Source organism: Leptothrix sp. (in: b-proteobacteria), assembly GCF_965250675.1.
In the GTDB taxonomy this organism is placed as follows: domain Bacteria; phylum Pseudomonadota; class Gammaproteobacteria; order Burkholderiales; family Burkholderiaceae_C; genus Sphaerotilus.
On the sequence record NZ_CBDFPH010000001.1, the window covers coordinates 892,535 to 911,904 of the forward strand.

Genomic DNA, 19,370 nt, shown 5'->3' on the forward strand with positions numbered 1-19,370 from the left:
AAGCAATCATGCAGAAATCCCGTCACGACCTGTGGGTCGGTTTGTTTGTGGTCATCGGCGCTGTGGCGCTGCTGTTCCTGGCGCTCAAAGCGGGCAACCTGCTGTCGCTCTCGTTCGAGCCGACCTACAAGGTGGTGGCCCGCTTCGACAACATCGGCGGCCTCAAGCCCCGCGCGGCGGTCAAGAGCGCCGGCGTGGTGGTGGGGCGCGTCACGCGCATCACCTTCGATGACAAGAGCTACCAGGCCAGCGTCGAGCTGGAACTGGAGCAGCGCTTCGCCTTCCCCAAGGACAGCTCGGCCAAGATCCTGACGGCCGGTCTGCTGGGCGAGCAGTACATCGGCCTGGAGCCCGGCGCGGAAGAGAAGAGCTTTGCCAGCGGTGACCTGATCCGCCAGACCCAGTCGGCCGTGGTGCTGGAGACGCTCATCAGCCAGTTTCTTTACAACAAGGCCGCCGATGCCGGCAGCGCCAAGGGAGACGCCAAGTGAGCGCGCCCTGGTGGCTGGGCAGTGGTCGCCACGTCCGCCTGGCGTGGCTGACCGGGCTGCTGATCGCATTTCTGGGTCTTGGAGGTTGCGCTACCCAAGCCAAGCCGGATCCGTTGGAGCCGTTCAACCGCATGATGTTTGGCATCAACGAGACCGTGGACATCGCCGTCGTCAAACCGGTGGCTACGGTCTACCGCGATACGGTGCCGCGTCCGGTACAGCAGGGCGTGACCAACTTCTTCTGGAATTTCAGCGACGCCTGGTCGGCGGTGAACCTGGGACTGCAAGGCCGCCCGCGCGATGCGGCCGCCAACGTGGTGCGTTTCGGCACCAACACGGTCTTTGGCGTGTTCGGTCTGTTCGATGTGGCCACCGAGTTGGGGCTGCAGCGCATCAATGAGGATCTGGGGCAGACGCTCGGCCGCTGGGGCGTGCCGCCCGGCGCCTACATCGTCTGGCCGCTGTTCGGGCCGTCGAGCCTGCGGGACTCGGTCAACCTTCTGGCCGATCAGTACACCAGCCCGATCCCGGCCTTCCCGACCGAGGCCATGCGCAACACGCTGACCGCCACGCGGCTGATCAATGTGCGTGCCGGTCTGCTGAGTGCGACCCAGCTGATCGACGAGCTGGCGCTCGACAAATACGTTTTTGTGCGCAACTCTTTCCTGCAGCGCCGTCGCAGCCTGGTCTATGACGGTGACCCGCCCGAGGATTCGATGCCGCCTGAACCCGATGATTCATCGCCTCCTCTGTCATCACCAGCCGCTCCGGCGGCCGGCCATTGACAGACTCCCTTTGTGCACCTCGCGCAAGCGTGGTGCGTTGTAGTAGCGCAGCCTGTGCTGTCGCACCCTGAAGGATCACAAGATGTTGAAGCGATTTTTGACGGCCCTGATGCCGCTCCTGCTGTGTGTTGCGGCTGCGCCCGCGCTGGCCCAGGGCACGCCTGATGCCTTGATCAAGCAGGTCTCGAACGAGGTGATCGACACCATCAAGTCCGACAAGGCGATCCAGGGCGGCGATGTCCGCAAGATCATGACCCTGGTGGATGCCAAGATCCTGCCGCACGTGAACTTCCAGCGCATGACCTCGCTGGCGGTGGGCCGCTACTGGCGCCAGGCCACCCCCGAGCAGCAAAAGCGTCTGCAGGACGAGTTCAAGACGCTGCTGGTGCGCACGTATTCTGGTGCGCTGACGCAGGTGCGTGACCAGACGGTCGAGATGAAGCCGCTGCGCGCCAAGCCCGAAGACACCGAGGTGGTGGTGCGCACGGAGGTCAAGGGCCGCACGGGTGACGCCATCCAGCTCGATTACCGCCTGGAGAAAGCTGGCGACGACTGGAAGATCTATGACGTCAACGTGCTGGGTGTCTGGCTGGTGGAAACCTACCGCACCAGCTTTGCCCAGGAAATCAGTGCCAGCGGCATTGACGGCTTGATCAACAAGCTGGCCGAGCGCAACAAGCCTTCGCCCAACAAGAGCTGACCCTCATCATGCTGAGCCTGCCCGAGCGCCTGACCCATGCCCAGGCGCAGCCCACGCTGCAGAGCCTTTCACTGGCGATGGACGCGCTGCCCGCTGGTACGACCGTCGTGCTGGACGGCGCAGCGCTGCGCTACTTCGACTCCAGTGCGCTGGGCCTGCTGCTGTCGTGCCGCCGTCATGCGCAGAAATGCAAGCTCACGCTGCGCACCCAGGACATGCCGCCGCGCCTGCGTCGGCTGGCGGAGTTGTACGGGCTGGAAGCCTGCGTCTAGGCTGCTGTGCCGATTCAGGTCACCTGCGCTGCCTGCCCGATCTCAGTCGGGTGACGCGTAACGCTTGGCGCGCAGGTTCTTCTTGATTTCCTGCAGCAGCGGGCGCAGTTCAGGCCCGAGACGCAGCGCCACGGCTGTCGTCAGGATATCGATCAGCGTCAGGTGCAGGATGCGGCTGACCATCGGGCTGTAGCGGTCGTAGTCCTCGGGGTGGTCGACCGCCAGCAGCACGTGGGCCTGATGGGCCAGCGGCGAGCCGCTGGTGGTGATGACGATGGTGGTCGCACCCTTCTTGCGTGCAATGTCCATCGCGTCCAGCAGGTCGCGGGTGCGGCCGGAGTTGGAGATCATCACGGCGCAGTCGCCCGGCGCCAGCATGGTGGCCGCCATCACCTGAACGTGGCCGTCGCTGTAGGCAATGGCGTTGACGCCCAGGCGGAAGAACTTGTGCTGCGCGTCCTGCGCCACGATGCCGGAGTTGCCGACGCCGTAGAACTGGATGCGCCGGCCTTCGCGCGCTGCCGTGCTGAGCGCCTCGATCGCGCGTTCCACCGAGTGGGCGGCTGCATCGTTGCGGTACTTGAGCAGCGCGCTGACGGCGTTATCGATCACCTTGACGATCAGGTCGCAGGGCTTGTCGTCCTCGTCGACCGAGCGGTGCACGAAGGGCACGCCCTCGTTGACCGTGCCGGCGAGCTTGAGCTTGAAGTCAGCCAGGCCGTCGTAGCCCACGCTGCGGCAGAAGCGCACCACGGTGGGCTTGCTGACGTGCGAGCGTTCCGACAGCTCTGCCACCGGCAGGCTGGCGAAGCTGCGCGGATCGGCCAGCACGAGCTTGGCCACCCGCTGTTCGGCGGGGGAGAGGGCGGGCAGCGAGGCACGGATGCGGTCGAGCATGGTCGAGGGCGTTCTCGGCACCACGGCGCCTGCGGCGTCTTCCGTCAACGACGACGAGCCCGGAGTCCGGTCGCCCGTCGCTGACAGGGGCTGCGCCGCCCGGCGTCCCCAGCTCACTGCTCTTCGCTCCAGGCGAAGTTGTCGCGTGCCACCAGTGCGCTGGCGGCCGGCGGGCCCCAGCTGCCGGCGACGTAGCCGCGCGGGCCTTCGCCACCGCTGGTTTTTTCGCGGTCCCAGGCGGTCAGCACCGGCTCGACCCAGCGCCAGGCCTCTTCCTGCTCGTCGCTGCGCACGAAGAGGTTGAGGCGGCCGGCAATCGCGTCCAGCAGCAGGCGCTCGTAGGCGCCCACGCGCTCGGTCGGGAAGGCCTTGTCGAAGTCCAGGTCCAGCGACACCGGCGCCAGCGTATCGCTGGTGCCGCTGCCCTTGGCGGCCAGCAGGTGCAGCTCCAGCCCGTCTTCCGGCTGCAGCTTGATCACCAGCTTGTTGGCACGGTGCGCGCCCGGGAAGATCGGGTGCGGCACGGGCCGGAAATTGACGACGATCTGCGCGTCGCGCGCGGCCAACCGCTTGCCGGTGCGCAGGTAGAAGGGCACGCCGGCCCAGCGCCAGTTCTGCACCTCGGTGCGGATGGCGACATAGGTTTCGCAGTGGCTGCCTGCGGGCACCTTGACCTCGTCCAGATAGCCCGGCACGGCACGGCCTTCGACGTTGCCGGCGCGGTACTGGCCACGCACCACGTCGCGCACCACCGACTCGGGCGTGAAGGGCTTGAGCGACTTCAGCACCTTGAGCTTCTCGTCGCGGATGGCGTCGGCGTCGTTGGTGCTGGGTGGTTCCATCGCGATCATGGTCAGCAGCTGCAGCGCATGGTTCTGGATCATGTCGCGCAGTGCGCCGGTGCCGTCGTAATAATCGCCACGCGTGCCCACGCCCAGGCCTTCGGCCAGCGTGATCTGGATGTTGGCGATGCTCTCGCGGCGCCACAGCGGCTCGAACAGCGCGTTGCCGAAGCGCAGCGCCATCAGGTTCTGCACCGCAGGCTTGCCCAGGTAGTGGTCGATGCGGAAGGCCTGCTTCTCGCTGAACACCGACTTGACGACGCGGTTGATTTCCTGCGCGCTCTTGAGGTCGTGGCCGAGCGGCTTCTCCAGCACCACGCGGATGTGCGGTGCGTTCAGGCCGGCCGCACCCAGCTGCTCGCAGATCACCGGGAACAGGTAGGGGCTGGTGGCCAGATACAGCACCACGGTCTCGGCGCCGCGGGCATCGAGCCAGCCTTTCAGGCCGGCGTAGTCCTCGGGCTTGGACAGGTCCATGCGCCGGTAGTGCAGCAACTCGGCAAAGCGGGCGAACTCTTCGTCGTTCGGGCGCTTGGAGCTTTCCACATCCGTGAAACGGTCGTGGATGAACTGGCGGTATTCGGCGTCGCTGCGCTCATCGCGGGCCACGGCCAGGATGCGGCCACCGGCTGGCAATTTGCCGTGGCGAAAGGCCTGGAACAGGGCAGGCATCAATTTGCGCCAGGTGAGGTCGCCGGTGCCGCCGAAGAAGACGAGGTCAAAGGACATGGAGGGCCTTTCGCGCTAGCAATGAAGTCGGTGCAAAACCGCACCATGGATGTAACCAAGTTTCAGGTTAAATGATGCATGAGTTTCTTCATGTGGTCAATCCTAGGCGTGGCATGCGCTGTAACCCGCTTGTGCTTGACCCCTGGGCCACGCACGTTCTAATTGCACAATACAGGGCTGGCCCGCCCGGGCCGGCCTTGCTCTACTTGCCTGAACAACATCGCCATGAACCAACTCGACGCCCTCAAGCAGTACACCACCGTCGTCGCCGACACCGGCAACTTCAAACAGCTGGCGCAGTTTGCACCGCGTGACGCGACCACCAACCCGTCGCTCATCCTGAAGGCCGTGCAGCAGCCCGACTACGCGCCGCTGCTGGAGCAGACCGTGGCGGCGCACCGCGCCAAGCCGCTCGATGAAATCGTCGACGAAGTGCTGGTGCGCTTCGGCCTGGAGATCCTGAAGGTCGTGCCGGGCCGCGTCTCGACCGAAGTCGACGCCCGCCTGAGCTTCGACACCGCCGCCACCGTGGCGCGTGGCCGCCGCCTGATCGCGCTGTACGAAGCTGCGGGCATTGGCCGTGAGCGCGTGCTGATCAAGGTGGCCTCCACCTGGGAAGGCATCCAGGCCGCAGCGCAGCTCGAACGCGAAGGCATCTGCTGCAACCTGACGCTGTTGTTCGCGTTCTGCCAGGCGGTGGCGTGCGGCGAGTCGGGCGTGCAACTGATCTCGCCCTTCGTCGGCCGCATCTACGACTGGTACAAGAAGAGCGCCGGCGCGGGCTGGGTCGAGGCCGACCACACCGAAGCCAACGATCCCGGCGTCAAGTCGGTGGCGCAGATCTACAACTACTACAAGAAGTTCGGCATCAAGACCGAGGTCATGGGCGCGAGCTTCCGCAACGTCGGCCAGATCACCGCGCTGGCAGGCTGCGACCTGCTGACCATCAGCCCCGACCTGCTGGCGCTGCTTCAGGCCAGCGATGCGCCGCTTGCACCTGCGCTGAATGCCGCCGCCGCCCAGGCTCTGCCGCTGCAGGCCGTGAGCTACGACGAAGCAGCCTTCCGCTTCGCGCTTAACGAAGACGCGATGGCGACCGAGAAGCTCGCCGAAGGCATCCGTGCCTTCGCGGTCGACGCCGGCAAGCTCGACCAGATGATCGTCAAGCTGACCCAGGCCTGAGCCTGCCGCCAGCCTTCCCACCCGCTGAACCCGCTTGGAGAGACAAGCCATGAACTTTGCGCGCTGTGACCAGACCCCGGCCTGGGCCGCTCTGACCGCCCATTTCGAGGCCGAAGGCCGATCGTTCGACCTGCGCACCGCCTTCGCGGCCGACGCCGGCCGGTTCGACGCCTTCGGGGTCGAGGCGCCCGAGATCTTTGCCGACCTCTCCAAGAACCACTGGGACGACACCGTGCGCGGCCTGCTGCTGCAGCTCGCCCGCGAGTGCCAGCTGGAATCGCGCCGCGACGCCATGCTGGCCGGCGAGCCCATCAACCACACCGAAGGCCGCGCCGTGCTGCACACCGCCCTGCGCGCCCCGCGTGGTGCAGGCGCATTCAGCGATGACGTGCATGGCGTGCTCGACCGGCTGCTGGCCTACGTGGAGCAGGTGCGGGACACGGCCAAGAGCGGCATCAAGCACGTGCTCAACATCGGCATCGGCGGCTCGGACCTCGGCCCGCAGATGGTGGTGCCGGCGCTGGACGCCTATGCGCACCGCGGCTTGCAGTTCCACTTCGTCTCCAACGTCGACGGCCACGACATCACCCCGGTGCTGCGCGACCTGAATCCGCGCGAGACGCTGGTGATCGTCGCCTCCAAGACCTTCACCACGCAGGAAACCATGGCCAACGCCGAAGTGGCGCGCGCCTGGTTCCTGGCCGGCTACGGCGAAGGTGGCGAGGCGGCGATTGCCAAGCACTTTGCGGCCACCACCACCAACGTGGCGGCAGCGGCGAAGTTCGGCATCACCACCACCTTCGGCTTCTGGGACTGGGTGGGCGGCCGCTACTCGCTGTGGAGCGCGATTGGCCTGCCGATCGCGCTGGCCATCGGCGCCGACAACTTCCGCGAACTGCTGGCCGGCGCACACGCCATGGACCGCCACTTTGCCGAGGCGCCGCTCGAAGCCAACCTGCCGATCCAACTCGGCCTGCTCGACGTCTGGTACCGCAACTTCCACCGCTACACCAGCCGCAGCGTGGCGCCGTACCACCAGGGCCTGAAGCGCCTGCCGGCCTATCTGCAGCAGCTGGAGATGGAATCCAACGGCAAGTGCGTCGATCTGGACGGCAACGCGCTGCCTTTTGCCACCAGTCCGGTGGTCTGGGGCGAGCCGGGCACCAATGGCCAGCACGCCTACTTCCAGATGCTGCACCAGGGCACGGACGTGATTCCGGTCGAGTTCATCGCTGTCAAGACGCCTGCGCACGACCATGCCGGCCTGCACACCAAGTTGCTGGCCAACTGCCTGGCGCAGAGCCAGGCGCTGATGCTGGGCAAGTCGACCGAGGAGGCGCTGCCCGAGAAGGCGCCCACCGCGTCGACCGCGCTGGACGCGCGGACCGTGGCCCGCCACCGCACCTTCCCCGGCAACCGCCCGAGCAGCACGCTGGTGCTGGAGGCGCTCACGCCGCGCAGCCTGGGCGCGCTGGTGGCGCTGTACGAGCAGCGCGTCTACACCAGCGGCGCGCTGTGGGGCATCAACAGCTTCGACCAGTGGGGCGTGGAACTCGGCAAGGCGCTGTGCAGCCAGTTGTTGCCGCGCTTCGAGTCGCGCGACACCGCCGGGCTGGACGCCAGCACCGCCGGCCTGCTGAGCCGCCTGCTGGGCTGACCCGATCCGTCATGCCCGCGAAGGCGGGCATCCCGCGCACGCCGCACTCCTGATCAGGTGGCCGCTGGCGTCTCGGCCTTGATCATCCGGTCGACGATGCGCCGCGCGGCCACACCGCCAGCGTCGATGTTGAGCTTGAGCAGTTGCCGCTGCGGATACGCCAGCAGGTTCTGCTGCTGGCGTTCCAGCAGCTCCAGGTCTTCCGAGAAGATCTTGCCCTGACCGACGCGTATCGCGTCGGTCAGGGCGGCGTCATCGGGCTTGAAGTGGCGCGCCATGCCCCAGAAGTACCAGCAACTGGTCTCGGTCTCGGGCGTGATGTAGTCCACCACCACCGAGTAGACCTTCTTGTCCGCCGGCGCCTGCAGGCCGCCTTCGCCCTGCAGCGCCACGCCCACGTCGATCAGCACATTGCTGGGCGGTACGAAGCGGCAGACCTGCCAGCGGTCGACCAGTGCGGTCTTGTCCAGGCCGTTGGCTTCCATCGCGGCCTGCCAGAACGGCGGCGCGTAGATCTTTTCCATGTAGCGCTCGGTGATGACCACGCCGTTGTCGATGCGCGTGGCCACCGGTGCCTCGTCGATCTCCTTCTGGCCGATGCTCGACGCGTGCACATAGGTCTCGTGCGTCAGGTCCATCAGGTTGTCGACCAGCAGGCGGAAGTCGCACTTCATGTGATACAGGCCGCCGCCATAGGCCCAGTCAGGTTTGTCGTGCCAGATCGGCACCGGAATGTCGTTGGCGCTTGCCAGCGCGGCGTCGCCTGTCCAGACCCAGACGAAGCCGTAGCGCTCTTCGACCGGATAGCTCTTGATCGCCGGAAAGTTGCTCACGCGCTGGCACGGCATGCTGACGGCTTTGCCCTCGCAGCCCATCACCAGCCCGTGGTAGCCGCACACCAGCGTGCCTTCTTGTACCGTGCCCAGCGACAGAGGTGCGCCGCGGTGCGGGCAGAAGTCCTCCACCGCTGCGACCTTGTCCTGCGGTCCCCGGAAAAAGGCGATGGCCTCACCGCAGATGCGGCGGCCCAGCGGCTTGCTGCTGCTGATCTCGTCGGGCATGGCCGCCACGTACCAGGCGTTTTTCGGGAACATGGTCTTGTCTCCTCACTGAGGGTGAATCTTGATTGGATCCCATTATTGTGAAATTTAGCCCTGAACGTCAATGTTAAGCCGTCTATTTGGTTAATATTGGATCCAATGAATCAAGCCCTTCTCACTGAGGCCACGCCTGACGTCGGCCATGACCCCAGCCTCGTCGCCCGGCTGCGCAAGCTCATCAGCGATGGCCATTACCCGCCCGGCGCCCGCGTGACCGAGGCGCTGGTGGCCGAGGCGCTGGGCGTGTCGCGCACGCCGGTGCGGCTGGCGTTTCGCACGCTGGAGCAGGAAGGGCTGCTGCACAAGCAGGGCAAGCGTGGCCTGGTGGTGCGCGAGTTCTCGGAGGCCGACGTGCTGTGCGCGCTGGAAGTGCGTGGCGTGCTTGAAGGCCTGGCTGCCCGCCGGCTGGCCGAGCGCGGTTTGCCTGACGGTGTGCGCGCCGCGCTGCAGGCCAGCGTCGCGCGCGGCCGCGAGGTGCTGGCCAAGGGCCACCTGACGCCCGACGACATCGGCCACTGGAGCGCGCTCAACCAGGCGTTTCACAACGCCATCGTCGGCGCAGCCGGCAGCCCGGTGATCGGTGACGCGATTGCGCGCAATAACCACCTGCCGTTTGCGTCGGCCGACTCGATCACGCTCGACACCAGCGCGCTGGAGCGCGAATATGGAAAGCTGCGCTTCGCCCAGTTGCAGCATGAACTGGTGCTGGACGCGCTGCTGCAGCGCGAATCAGCGCGGGTGGACATGCTGATGCGTGAGCACGCCTACATCGGCGTGCGCTACGGTCGCTTGCTGGCTTAGAGCGTGTTATGAACTTCCACCCGAAGCCAGCACCGCTGCGGCCTTGGGAAGCATGAGGATGGCGAAGACCACAAAATGCAAACTGGCCAGCACCTGAGGCAAGCGCTCGAAATCGCGGCTGAGCCGTCGAAACCGCGACAGCCACCCGAAACTGCGCTCGACCACCCAGCGCCGGGGCAGCAAAACAAATCCCTTCCTTGCCTCGGGAAGTTTGACGATTTGCAGGTCGATACCGCTTGCCTGGGCGTCTTGCCGGGCCTGTTCGCCCGTGTAGCCCTGGTCCGCCCACGCCAGCTTGACCGTCTCGCCGGTGGCCACTTGCACCGCCTCGCACAGCGCCTTGACCTGGGCGCGCTCCTGCTCGTCGGCCGGTGTAACCGTCATCGCAATCAACTGCCCCAGCGTGTCGACGGCCATGTGCACCTTGCTGCCGCGCCGGCGTTTGTAGCCGTCGTAGCCGGCTCGCACCCCGCTCTCGCAACTGCTTTGCAGCGTGCGCCCGTCCAAAATCACCGCGCTGGGTTGGCCCTGACGGCCTTCGCTGACCCGGATGACCGAGCGCATGTCAGCGACCATCGCCTCGAAGCAGCCCGACTCGTCCCAGCGCCGGAACTGCTGGTAGACCATCTGCCAAGGCGGCAAGTCGTGCGGCAGCAGTCGCCAAGGGGCTCCCGCGCGCGCCAGCCAGCGCAGCGCGTTGAACACCTCGCGCAGGTCGTGCCGGCGCTGCGGGGCATTGACATCCATCAGCGTCAGGTACGGCGCCACGAAATGCCATTCCTCTTCGCTGATGTCGCTCGGGTAGGGTTTTCGGGTCACGGGGTCAGCTTATCTTCAGCGCCGGACGGCTTGCGGCAAGTTCATAACACGCTCTAGGTTGAAGCTGCGGTGATGGCAGTGGCCAGCGCGTCACCGGAGTGCCAGGCCGATTCGACATCGCCCGCGCCCAGAAAATCGCCGCAAACGCCCAGACCGAGCAATGCGTCCCACCGGAAAACCGAGCCTTCGAGCGAGGCTGCCACCGGCATGGCGTAGCGCCAACGATGCACGACGCTGTGCTGCCACTGCAGCGGATGTGCCGGCAGCAGCGCCTGCAACGCGTGGCGCAGCGCGTGAGCCACCGGCTCGGTGCCATCTTCCAAATGCGCTGCTGACCACGCAGCAGACGCCTGCGCGACCCAGGTGGCGCAGCCTGCTGGAGCTGTGCGGCCCGGCTTGCGGTCGTTGCGCGCTACCCAGGCCAGCGGGCTGTCAACCGGTTCGGCGGCGTCCCAGTTCACGTCGACATCCTGCGTGACGGCCATCAGTGTCCAGCAGGGCTGCATGCGGACAGCGGCGAGCGTCTCCGCCCAATCGCTGCAGTGTTCTGTCAGCAGCGCAGCGGCCTGGATCGATGGCATGGCCAGCACGATGTGGTCGAACGGGCCTGCGATGCCACCTTCGGCGATTGCCAGATGCCAGCCGTCCGTGCGGCGCAGCAGCCGCTGCACGGTGTGTTCCAGGTGCACTGGTGTGTCAGCCAGCAGGTGACGACACAGCGCTGGCATGCTGGGCACGGCTAGCCATTGTTCCTGTGCAGATTCGACCGAAGCGCCCTGCAGGCGTGGTGCCCAGCGAGTTGCACAGCCCGCAGTTTTGGCCTGTGCCATCACGGTCTGAAACAGCGGCTGTTCAGCCGTGAAATGCTGCGCGCCATGATCGATTTCGGCCTGCTGTTCTGCGCTCAGTGCATCAGTCCAGCGCGTACGCCGTGTCGACATGCGGCCACCGACGCCACGCGACTTGTCGAACAGCGTGACTTGCGCGCCGGCCTGCTTCAGTCGAGCGGTACACGCTGCGCCGGCCATGCCAGCGCCGATGACGGCGACACGCGGAGGATGGCTAGATTTCGACATGAGATCCTTGCGGCCAAAAAAAATCGCGCCCATCGGCGCGATTTGGTATTTCTTCAAAAATTTTGGTCGGGGTGAGAGGATTCGAACCTCCGGCCTCTACGTCCCGAACGTAGCGCTCTACCAGGCTAAGCTACACCCCGATAGGCTGTCAGTGATTTCTCTCAACAGCCTGAGCACATAAGTATAACAAGGCTTCTGTGAACTGGGAAGAGGGCAGGTGCGATAAGTACTCGCGGGCCTTGTCGGCCTCGTCGCGAGCGGCTTGGCGGGTAGCTTCCAGTGCGCCGGTACTGCGCACGATGTCGATGATCTCGGGCAGGCGTTCGACCTCGCCGTTTTCGATGGCGCTGCGGATCATCTGGCGTTGCGCTTCGGTGCTGCGTTGCATCGCCAGCAGCAGCGGCAGAGTGGGCTTGCCTTCGCGCAGGTCATCACCGACGTTCTTGCCGAGTTGCGAAGTGGTGCCTTCGTAGTCGAGTGCATCGTCGATCAGTTGAAAGGCGGTGCCAAGTGCCCGGCCATAGCCGGCGCAGTTTTCTTCCGTGGCGGCGTCGACGTTGCCGAGCACGGCGCCCACGCGTGCGCTGGCTTCAAAGAGTTTGGCGGTCTTGTAGCGGATGACGCGCAGATAGGCCTCGATGCTCACGTCGGGGTCGTGCATGTTGAGCAACTGCAGCACTTCGCCTTCGGCGATCACGTTGGTGGCGTCGGCGAGCACGTCGAGCACGCGCAAACGGTTGACCGACACCATCATCTGGAAAGCGCGCGAGTAAAGGAAGTCACCCACCAGCACGCTGGCGGCGTTGCCGAACAGGGCATTGGCGGTTTCACGGCCACGGCGCAGGTCGGACTCGTCGACCACGTCGTCATGCAGCAAGGTTGCGGTGTGGATGAACTCGACGGTGGCGGCCATCTCGAAGCGCTCAGGCCCCTCGAAGCCAAGCGCGCGTGAGAACAGCAACACCAGCAGCGGCCGGATGCGCTTGCCGCCGGCGCTGACGATGTAGTGGGATATCTGGTTGATCAGTGCGACTTCCGAGGCCAGGCGGCGGTGGATGACGGCGTCAACTTGCGCCATCTCCTGCGCCATCAACTGGGCGGGAGTGGTCGTCTTCGAGGGGGATGCGGCGAGGCTCACGAGGGGCGTATTTTGTTTGAGATGTCGCCGCTGGCTGTGGCGTACCAGTTGCCGCGCCCCTCATCGTGAAAGGCGCAACAAGATCAAATGATTATAGGAACCCCTCATGCGCCCTCGCGTGAAGGGCGGTTGCACGGTGACTGGCGCTCGCTTGAATGGTTCTGCCACTGGGCTGTGCTATAGTCTCGGGCTTCGCGTGAGGCGCCCATGGTTCATGGCGTGGTTCATGCGAATGTTCTTTACGTTTGAAAGGGCTGATATGTACGCGGTCATAAAAACCGGCGGCAAACAATACAAAGTTGCTGTCGGCGAGAAAATTAAAGTAGAACAGATTGCTGCGGAAGTTGGCCAAGAGATCGTGATCGACCAGGTTCTCGCGCTCGGAAGCGGCGCAGATCTGAAGGTTGGCACGCCCTTGGTTGAAGGCGCAACTGTGACGGCCACCGTGGTGGCGCAAGGCAAGCACGACAAGGTTCGCATCTTCAAGATGCGTCGTCGCAAGCACTACCAGAAGCGTCAGGGCCATCGCCAGACCTACACCGAGCTGAGCATCAGCGCGGTTCAGGGCTGATCGGTCTCTGTACTCAAAGGAGCTAAGAAATGGCACAGAAAAAAGGCGGCGGTTCCACACGGAACGGCCGTGATTCCCAGCCGAAAATGCTCGGCGTCAAGGCTTTCGGTGGCCAAGTGGTGAGCGCAGGCTCCATCATCGTGCGTCAGCGCGGCACCCGTTTCCACGCTGGCACCAATGTCGGCATGGGTCGCGATCACACGCTGTTTGCGTTGACCGACGGCACCGTGTCTTTCGACATCAAGGGCGCGGCCAATCGCCAGACGGTGTTCATCACGCCGGTCTGATCGACTACAGCGGTCTGCTGTATCAAGCCCCGGCTCGCCGGGGCTTTTTGCTTTGTTTGACCGCGTTCATCGTTGTTGTTGTGAAGGGGATTACATGAAGTTCGTCGACGAAGTCACCATTGATGTGGCGGCCGGCAACGGCGGCGCCGGATGCGCCAGTTTCAGGCGCGAAAAATTCATCCCCTTCGGCGGTCCGGACGGCGGCAACGGTGGGCGGGGCGGTCACGTCTATGTGGTCGGTGACCGCAACCTGAACACGCTGGTGGATTTCCGCTACACGCGTCGTCATGAAGCGCGCAACGGCGAAGCCGGCCGGGGTTCCGACCAGTTCGGCGCGGCTGGCGAGGACGTGGTGCTGCGCGTGCCGGTGGGCACCATCATCCGCGACGCCGAAACCGGCGAAGTGGAAGCCGAACTGCTCGCGCATGGCGAGAAGATCATCCTCGCCAAGGGCGGCGACGGTGGCTTCGGCAACCTGCACTACAAGACCAGCACCAACCGCGCGCCGCGCCAGAAAACCGTGGGCTGGCCCGGTGAACTCAAGGCCGTGAAGATGGAGTTGCGCCTGCTGGCCGACGTCGGCCTGCTCGGCATGCCCAACGCCGGCAAGTCCACGCTGATCACCGCCATCAGCAACGCGCGCCCCAAGATCGCCGACTACCCCTTCACGACGCTGCACCCCAACCTGGGCGTGGTGCGCGTCGGCCCAAGCCAGAGCTTTGTGGTCGCCGATATTCCTGGCCTGATCGAAGGCGCCTCCGAAGGCGCCGGCCTCGGCCACCGCTTCCTGCGCCACCTGCAGCGCACCCGCGTGCTGCTGCATCTGGTCGACATGGCACCGTTCGACGATGCGGTCGACCCGGTCGCGCAGGCCAAGGCCATCGTCAAGGAATTGAAGAAATACGACCCGGCGCTGCACGCCAAGCCGCGCTGGCTGGTGCTCAACAAGCTCGACATGGTGCCGGTCGAGGAGCGCGCCGCGCTGGTCAAGGAGTTCGTCAAGCGCATGCGCTGGAAGGGCCCGGTCTTCGAGATCTCCGCGCTGACCCGCGAAGGTTGCAGCGGCCTGATCCATGCCATCTACAAGTACGTGGCGTCGATGCAGGAACAGCCCGAAGAGGCACCGGACCCACGCTTCGTCAACAACGACGAACTCAGCAGCGGTGACCTCAGCAACGCCGACCTGAGCGAAGCCGCTCCCGCGCCGGACCCCACCGACCCGCGCTTCCGTTAAACACTTCGACCCCTGCCGCACCATGAGTGAAGTCCTGCAAAAAGCCCGCCGCATCGTCGTCAAGGTCGGCTCCAGCCTGGTCACCAACGAAGGGCGGGGGCTCGATGCCGACGCCATCAACGCCTGGTGTGTGCAACTGGCCGCACTGGTCAAGCAGGGGCGCGAGGTGGTGATGGTGTCCTCCGGCGCCATCGCCGAAGGCATGAAACGCCTGGGTTGGGCGACGCGGCCCAAGGAACTGCATGAGTTGCAGGCCGCCGCCGCCGTCGGCCAGATGGGGCTGGCGCAGATCTACGAAACCAGTCTGCGCGAGCAGGGTCTGGGCAGCGCGCAGGTGCTGCTGACGCACGCCGACCTGGCCGACCGCGAGCGCTACCTCAACGCCCGCTCCACACTGCTGACGCTGCTGGAGCTGGGCGTGGTGCCGGTCATCAACGAGAACGACACGGTGGTCACCGACGAGATCAAGGTTGGTGACAACGATACGCTCGGCGCACTGGTGGCGAACCTGGTCGATGCGGACGCGCTGATCATCCTGACCGACCAGAAAGGCCTGTACTCGGCTGACCCGCGCAAGGATCCGAACGCGCAGTTCATCCATGAGGCGGTGGCGGGTACGCCTGAGCTGGAACAGATGGCGGGCGGCGCCGGCTCCAGCATCGGCAAGGGCGGCATGATCACCAAGATCCTGGCCGCCAAGCGCGCCGCCCGCAGCGGCGCCAGCACCGTGATCGCCTGGGGCCGCGAGCCTGATGCGCTGCTGCGGCTGGTCGACGGCGAAGCCATCGGTACCTTGCTGGTCGCCGACATGCCCAAGGTCGCTGCGCGCAAGCAATGGATGGCCGACCACCTGCAGCTTCGCGGCGCGGTGGTCATCGATGATGGCGCGCTGCTCAAACTGCGCGACGAGGGCAAAAGCCTGCTGCCCATCGGCGTGGTCGAGGTGCACGGTGACTTCGTCCGTGGCGACGTCATCGCCGTACGCTCGCAAGTCGGCATCGAAATCGCGCGTGGCCTGGCCAACTACGCCGCCAACGAAACCCGCCTCATCGCCCGCAAGCCTTCATCACAGATCGAAGGCCTGCTGGGCTATGCCAATGAGACTGAGCTGATTCATCGGGACAATCTGGTGCTGGGGTAAGGGCAACCTGAGGTTGCACGGCATCCCCTGAATACGGGGGCGAACCATGAATTGTTCATATTGGGGTGTTTCTACTCCCATGAATAGGGGTGGCAGGAATACGGCGCATCCCTAAACTGAACAACATTGACAAGCACTGGGGGGCATGGTGCGTTTACCGGAGGAGCTTGTCAAAATCCTCTTCAAGGAGTTCACCATGGGCGTTTCCCTATCCACAGTCACCAAACTGGCTGCAGCGACTAGCTTGTCTATTCTTGCGTTTGCCAGCCAAGCAGCAGATATTCCGCTGACCAATGCGTCGTTTGAATCGTCCGTTGCAGGTCCTCTGACTTACGCGGCGCCTTCATCTACATGGGGTACCTCTGGTGCTCCGACGGTTGCCGGATCTGGTGGCTATGACGGTGGCAAGTTCGCGCTGCTGGACGCGGGCGAAACCATCTATCAAGCTTTCAACTCATTGGATGCTGGTGTTTACAGCGTGAATTTCTGGGCCAGCGGCCAAGGCCTGTCGTCTGTCTTCGCGTCTGAAGATGTGCAAGCCAACAACTACGCCAATCCTGTCGGTACGACTGGTGCTGCGGCAACGTGGGGTCCGGGCTGGCAGGCTGTGTCTTATACCTTCACTGCTACCGCCAACAATCCCTACCATGTGATTTTTGAAGGTGCAGGTGCTGGCCTTGGTATCGATGGTGTCACCGTGACTGCCGTCCCTGAGCCCGAAAGCTACGCCATGATGCTGGCTGGCCTGGGTGCGATGGGTTTTGTGGCTCGTCGCCGCAAGTCACGTTCGGTCTGAGCGAACTCACAATGGAAAAGCGCCTCTCTGAGGCGCTTTTTTTTATTGTCAGTTCGATCCTCGACTCAGCCCAGCACAGGCGCCAGCGCCCGCCGCGCTTCGGCCTCATCCAACGCCTGCCTGACAGCAAAGTCCTTCAACTGGTCCTCGCCGATCTTGCCGACGTTGAAGTAGGCGCTGTCCGGATGTGCCAGATAGAAGCCGCTGACGCTCGCAGCCGGTGTCATGGCCATGCTTTCGGTCAGTGTCATGCCGATGTCGGTGGCGTCGAGCACCTCGAACATGCCGCGCTTGACCAAGTGATCCGGGCAGGCCGGGTAGCCTGGTGCCGGGCGGATGCCTCGGTAGGCTTCCTTGATCAGCTCTTCGTTGCTCAGTGATTCGTCGGCCGCGTAGCCCCACAGCTCGGTGCGCACGCGCTGGTGCAGGCGCTCGGCAAAGGCCTCGGCCAGACGGTCGGCCAGGGCCTTGAGCATGATGGCGCTGTAGTCGTCCAGGTCGGCGAGGAACTGGCCCTCCTTCTTCTCCACGCCCAGCCCGGCAGTGACGGCAAACAGGCCGATGTAGTCGGGCTTCGTTCCTTTGGGCGCGATGAAGTCGGCCAGCGAGCGGTTCGGCCGGCGTACGCCGTCAATCACCGGCCGCTCGCTCTGCATCCGCAGCGGCTGCCAGCGCAGCACAACCTCGGTGCGTGATTCGTCGGCGTAGACCTCGATGGTGTCGTCGTCCACCGTGTTGGCCGGCAGCAGGCTGATCACGCCGTTGGCCTGCAGCCAGCGGCCTTCAATCAGGCGCTGCAGCATGCGACGCCCGTCGCTGAAGACGCGCACGGCCTCGGTGCCGACCACCTCGTCCTTCAGGATGTCGGGGAACTTGCCCGCCAGGTCCCAGGTCTGGAAGAAGGGCGCCCAGTCGATGCAGGCAGCCAGCTCGCTCAGGTCCTGGTTGCGGAAGACGCGGCGGCCGATGAACTTTGGCGCGGGCGGCGTGTAGGCCGCCCAGTCGATGGCGTGCTTGTTGGCGCGCGCGGCGGCCAGCGTCACCATCGGCGTGGCCTTCTTGTTGGCGTGCAGGGTGCGGACCTGCTCGTAGTCGCTGCGCAGGTCGGCGATGTACTTGGCGGCGCGCTCGTCACTCAGCAGGTCGGAGCAGACGCCCACCGAGCGGCTGGCGTCGGGCACGTACACCACCGGGCCTTCGTAGTGCGGCGCGATCTTGACCGCGGTGTGCACGCGGCTGCAGGTGGCGCCGCCGATCAGCAGCGGCGTGCCACGCTCGCGGAAGTAGTCGTCGCGCTGCATTTCGGCGGCGACGTGCTGCATTTCTTCCAGGCTGGGCGTGATCAGCCCGCTCAGGCCGATGATGTCGGCGCCTTCTTCCTTGGCCTTCTTCAAGATGTCCTGGCACGGGACCATCACGCCCATGTTGACGACCTCGAAGTTGTTGCACTGCAGGACCACGGTGACGATGTTCTTGCCGATGTCGTGCACGTCGCCCTTGACGGTGGCGATGACGATCTTGCCCTTGGGCTTGACGTCGCCACCCGCATCGACCAGGGCTTTCTTTTCCGCCTCGATGTAGGGCAGCAGGTGCGCCACGGCCTGCTTCATCACGCGCGCGGACTTGACCACCTGCGGCAGGAACATCTTGCCGGCGCCAAAGCGGTCGCCCACGATGTTCATGCCCGCCATCAGCGGCCCTTCGATCACGTGCAGCGGCCGCCCGCCGGTGGCGGAAATGGCCTGCCAGGCTTCTTCGGTGTCGGCGTTGATGAAGTCGGTGATGCCGTGCACCAGCGCGTGGCTCAGGCGGTCGTCCACGCTCACCGGCGCCTCGGCCGTGCCGCGCCAGGCCAGGCGCGCGCTGTCGTCCTTGGCCGCGCCCTTGGCGTTTTCGGCGATCTCGACCAAGCGCTCGCCGGCATCGGGCCGGCGGTTCAGCACCACGTCCTCGACGCGCTCGCGCAGCGTGGGCTCCAGATCGTCATACACGCCCACCATGCCGGCGTTGACGATGCCCATGTCCATGCCCGCCTGGATGGCGTGGTACAGGAACACAGTGTGGATGGCCTCGCGCACCGGCTCGTTGCCGCGGAAGCTGAACGACACGTTGCTGACGCCGCCGCTCACCTTGGCGCCCGGCAGGTTCTGCTTGATCCAGCGCGTGGCGTTGATGAAGTCGACCGCGTAGTTGTCGTGCTCCTCGATGCCGGTGGCGATCGCGAAGATGTTGGGGTCGAAGATGATGTCCTCGGCCGGAAAGCCCACCTCGTCGACCAGCACGCGGTAGGCGCGCTCGCAGATCTCGACCTTGCGCTCGTAGGTGTCGGCCTGGCCTTTTTCGTCAAACGCCATCACCACCGTGGCCGCGCCGTAGCGCTTGAGCAGCTTGGCCTGGCGCTTGAACTCGTCCAGACCTTCCTTCATGCTGATCGAGTTGACGATGCCCTTGCCCTGGATGCACTTCAGGCCGGCCTCGATCACTTCCCACTTCGACGAGTCGATCATGATCGGCACGCGCGCGATCTCGGGCTCGCCGGCGATCAGGTTCAGGAAGCGCACCATGGCGGCCTTGCTGTCGAGCATGGCCTCGTCCATGTTGATGTCGATGACCTGCGCGCCGTTCTCGACCTGCTGGCGGGCGACGGCCAGCGCGGCCTCGAACTCGCCGTTCAGGATCATCCGCGCGAAGGCCTTGGAGCCGGTGACGTTGGTGCGCTCGCCGATGTTGACGAACAGCGTGCCTGCGCCGATCTGCACCGGCTCCAGGCCGGAGAGTTTCATCGGCGGGACGGCCTTGTGGGTGGCAATTTCAGGAGAAATATCGGAGGAGATAGCGGCAGTTGCGTTCAT

General features: G+C 65.0%; 19 protein-coding genes and 1 tRNA gene. 12 read left to right on the forward strand and 8 right to left on the reverse strand.

Going from position 1 to position 19,370, the window contains the following annotated elements:
• The first annotated feature begins 8 nt into the window (after nt 1-8).
• The 4 genes from mlaD (at nt 9) to AC5IG3_RS04020 (ending at nt 2,248) form a co-directional block, all read left to right on the forward strand.
• Nucleotides 9-491: an outer membrane lipid asymmetry maintenance protein MlaD gene (gene mlaD, locus AC5IG3_RS04005; RefSeq protein ID WP_491904984.1), complete on the forward strand. Its 483-nt coding sequence runs from the start codon at nt 9-11 to the stop codon at nt 489-491.
• Complete coding sequence (locus tag AC5IG3_RS04010) at nt 488-1,276, forward strand: MlaA family lipoprotein (RefSeq protein WP_491904985.1); 789 nt, start codon at nt 488-490, stop codon at nt 1,274-1,276. Before mlaD ends, AC5IG3_RS04010 begins: the two co-directional genes overlap by 4 nt.
• Nucleotides 1,277-1,358: 82 nt before the next feature.
• Nucleotides 1,359-1,976 (forward strand): MlaC/ttg2D family ABC transporter substrate-binding protein, encoded by a 618-nt coding sequence (locus AC5IG3_RS04015; RefSeq protein WP_491904986.1) that lies wholly within the window; start codon nt 1,359-1,361, stop codon nt 1,974-1,976.
• Between the two features lie 8 nt (nt 1,977-1,984).
• Entirely contained in the window at nt 1,985-2,248 is a 264-nt protein-coding gene (locus AC5IG3_RS04020) for an STAS domain-containing protein (protein ID WP_491904987.1), read from the forward strand.
• Between the two features lie 42 nt (nt 2,249-2,290).
• On the opposite strand, the gene AC5IG3_RS04025 is transcribed toward AC5IG3_RS04020, so the two are convergent.
• Nucleotides 2,291-3,145 (reverse strand): MurR/RpiR family transcriptional regulator, encoded by an 855-nt coding sequence (locus AC5IG3_RS04025; protein WP_491904988.1) that lies wholly within the window; start codon nt 3,143-3,145, stop codon nt 2,291-2,293.
• 113 nt (nt 3,146-3,258) lie between these two features.
• Nucleotides 3,259-4,716, reverse strand: coding sequence for a glucose-6-phosphate dehydrogenase (gene zwf / locus AC5IG3_RS04030; protein ID WP_491904989.1), 1,458 nt, complete (start codon nt 4,714-4,716; stop codon nt 3,259-3,261).
• A 225-nt stretch (nt 4,717-4,941) separates the two neighbouring features.
• Between zwf and tal the strand changes: the two genes are divergently transcribed.
• Nucleotides 4,942-5,898 carry a transaldolase gene (tal, locus tag AC5IG3_RS04035; protein WP_491904990.1) on the forward strand — a complete coding sequence of 319 codons (957 nt, stop codon included), beginning with the start codon at nt 4,942-4,944 and terminating at the stop codon, nt 5,896-5,898.
• Nucleotides 5,899-5,947: 49 nt separating this feature from the next.
• Nucleotides 5,948-7,555 (forward strand): glucose-6-phosphate isomerase, encoded by a 1,608-nt coding sequence (gene pgi, locus AC5IG3_RS04040; RefSeq protein ID WP_491904991.1) that lies wholly within the window; start codon nt 5,948-5,950, stop codon nt 7,553-7,555.
• Between the two features lie 53 nt (nt 7,556-7,608).
• Here pgi and AC5IG3_RS04045 read toward each other — a convergent pair whose 3' ends face one another.
• Nucleotides 7,609-8,649: an aromatic ring-hydroxylating dioxygenase subunit alpha gene (locus AC5IG3_RS04045; protein ID WP_491904992.1), complete on the reverse strand. Its 1,041-nt coding sequence runs from the start codon at nt 8,647-8,649 to the stop codon at nt 7,609-7,611.
• A 105-nt stretch (nt 8,650-8,754) separates the two neighbouring features.
• Here AC5IG3_RS04045 and AC5IG3_RS04050 point away from each other — a divergent pair, with 105 nt between their 5' ends.
• On the forward strand, nt 8,755-9,456 hold the full coding sequence (locus AC5IG3_RS04050) for a GntR family transcriptional regulator (RefSeq protein WP_491904993.1): 702 nt from the start codon (nt 8,755-8,757) through the stop codon (nt 9,454-9,456).
• Between the two features lie 6 nt (nt 9,457-9,462).
• Here AC5IG3_RS04050 and AC5IG3_RS04055 read toward each other — a convergent pair whose 3' ends face one another.
• The 4 genes from AC5IG3_RS04055 to ispB all read right to left on the reverse strand — a co-directional run bounded on the left by AC5IG3_RS04055 (nt 9,463) and on the right by ispB (nt 12,441).
• Entirely contained in the window at nt 9,463-10,275 is an 813-nt protein-coding gene (locus AC5IG3_RS04055; RefSeq protein WP_491904994.1) for an IS5 family transposase, read from the reverse strand.
• A gap of 53 nt (nt 10,276-10,328) precedes the next feature.
• Nucleotides 10,329-11,351 (reverse strand): NAD(P)/FAD-dependent oxidoreductase, encoded by a 1,023-nt coding sequence (locus tag AC5IG3_RS04060; protein ID WP_491904995.1) that lies wholly within the window; start codon nt 11,349-11,351, stop codon nt 10,329-10,331.
• A gap of 63 nt (nt 11,352-11,414) precedes the next feature.
• Nucleotides 11,415-11,491: transfer RNA gene (locus AC5IG3_RS04065), tRNA-Pro, on the reverse strand.
• An 8-nt stretch (nt 11,492-11,499) separates the two neighbouring features.
• Nucleotides 11,500-12,441: an octaprenyl diphosphate synthase gene (ispB, locus tag AC5IG3_RS04070; protein ID WP_491905043.1), complete on the reverse strand. Its 942-nt coding sequence runs from the start codon at nt 12,439-12,441 to the stop codon at nt 11,500-11,502.
• Between the two features lie 307 nt (nt 12,442-12,748).
• On the opposite strand from ispB, the gene rplU reads away from it, so the two are divergent.
• The 5 genes from rplU to AC5IG3_RS04095 all read left to right on the forward strand — a co-directional run bounded on the left by rplU (nt 12,749) and on the right by AC5IG3_RS04095 (nt 16,518).
• Nucleotides 12,749-13,060: a 50S ribosomal protein L21 gene (gene rplU, locus AC5IG3_RS04075; protein ID WP_491905044.1), complete on the forward strand. Its 312-nt coding sequence runs from the start codon at nt 12,749-12,751 to the stop codon at nt 13,058-13,060.
• A gap of 29 nt (nt 13,061-13,089) precedes the next feature.
• Nucleotides 13,090-13,347 carry a 50S ribosomal protein L27 gene (gene rpmA / locus AC5IG3_RS04080; protein ID WP_491904996.1) on the forward strand — a complete coding sequence of 86 codons (258 nt, stop codon included), beginning with the start codon at nt 13,090-13,092 and terminating at the stop codon, nt 13,345-13,347.
• 94 nt (nt 13,348-13,441) lie between these two features.
• The gene (gene cgtA / locus AC5IG3_RS04085) at nt 13,442-14,581 is read left to right on the forward strand and encodes an Obg family GTPase CgtA (RefSeq protein WP_491904997.1); all 1,140 of its coding nucleotides are present in this window, start codon (nt 13,442-13,444) and stop codon (nt 14,579-14,581) included.
• Nucleotides 14,582-14,603: 22 nt separating this feature from the next.
• On the forward strand, nt 14,604-15,722 hold the full coding sequence (gene proB, locus AC5IG3_RS04090) for a glutamate 5-kinase (protein WP_491904998.1): 1,119 nt from the start codon (nt 14,604-14,606) through the stop codon (nt 15,720-15,722).
• Between the two features lie 145 nt (nt 15,723-15,867).
• Nucleotides 15,868-16,518: a PEP-CTERM sorting domain-containing protein gene (locus AC5IG3_RS04095; RefSeq protein WP_491904999.1), complete on the forward strand. Its 651-nt coding sequence runs from the start codon at nt 15,868-15,870 to the stop codon at nt 16,516-16,518.
• A gap of 65 nt (nt 16,519-16,583) precedes the next feature.
• On the opposite strand, the gene metH is transcribed toward AC5IG3_RS04095, so the two are convergent.
• Nucleotides 16,584-19,370, reverse strand: coding sequence for a methionine synthase (gene metH / locus AC5IG3_RS04100; RefSeq protein ID WP_491905000.1), 2,787 nt, complete (start codon nt 19,368-19,370; stop codon nt 16,584-16,586).

Bases quoted from the DNA above. Each gene is read 5' to 3' on its own strand.
- AC5IG3_RS04015 (WP_491904986.1), top strand. From the start codon at position 1,359: ATGTTGAAGCGATTTTTGACGGCCCTGATGCCGCTCCTGCTGTGTGTT.
- pgi (WP_491904991.1), top strand. From the start codon at position 5,948: ATGAACTTTGCGCGCTGTGACCAGACCCCGGCCTGGGCCGCTCTGACC.
- AC5IG3_RS04045 (WP_491904992.1), bottom strand. From the start codon at position 8,649: ATGTTCCCGAAAAACGCCTGGTACGTGGCGGCCATGCCCGACGAGATC.
- AC5IG3_RS04025 (WP_491904988.1), bottom strand. From the start codon at position 3,145: ATGCTCGACCGCATCCGTGCCTCGCTGCCCGCCCTCTCCCCCGCCGAA.
- tal (WP_491904990.1), top strand. From the start codon at position 4,942: ATGAACCAACTCGACGCCCTCAAGCAGTACACCACCGTCGTCGCCGAC.
- AC5IG3_RS04095 (WP_491904999.1), top strand. From the start codon at position 15,868: ATGGTGCGTTTACCGGAGGAGCTTGTCAAAATCCTCTTCAAGGAGTTC.
- zwf (WP_491904989.1), bottom strand. From the start codon at position 4,716: ATGTCCTTTGACCTCGTCTTCTTCGGCGGCACCGGCGACCTCACCTGG.
- cgtA (WP_491904997.1), top strand. From the start codon at position 13,442: ATGAAGTTCGTCGACGAAGTCACCATTGATGTGGCGGCCGGCAACGGC.
- metH (WP_491905000.1), bottom strand. From the start codon at position 19,370: ATGAACGCAACTGCCGCTATCTCCTCCGATATTTCTCCTGAAATTGCC.
- rpmA (WP_491904996.1), top strand. From the start codon at position 13,090: ATGGCACAGAAAAAAGGCGGCGGTTCCACACGGAACGGCCGTGATTCC.
- AC5IG3_RS04050 (WP_491904993.1), top strand. From the start codon at position 8,755: ATGAATCAAGCCCTTCTCACTGAGGCCACGCCTGACGTCGGCCATGAC.
- mlaD (WP_491904984.1), top strand. From the start codon at position 9: ATGCAGAAATCCCGTCACGACCTGTGGGTCGGTTTGTTTGTGGTCATC.
- rplU (WP_491905044.1), top strand. From the start codon at position 12,749: ATGTACGCGGTCATAAAAACCGGCGGCAAACAATACAAAGTTGCTGTC.
- proB (WP_491904998.1), top strand. From the start codon at position 14,604: ATGAGTGAAGTCCTGCAAAAAGCCCGCCGCATCGTCGTCAAGGTCGGC.
- AC5IG3_RS04020 (WP_491904987.1), top strand. From the start codon at position 1,985: ATGCTGAGCCTGCCCGAGCGCCTGACCCATGCCCAGGCGCAGCCCACG.
- AC5IG3_RS04060 (WP_491904995.1), bottom strand. From the start codon at position 11,351: ATGTCGAAATCTAGCCATCCTCCGCGTGTCGCCGTCATCGGCGCTGGC.
- ispB (WP_491905043.1), bottom strand. From the start codon at position 12,441: ATGGCGCAGGAGATGGCGCAAGTTGACGCCGTCATCCACCGCCGCCTG.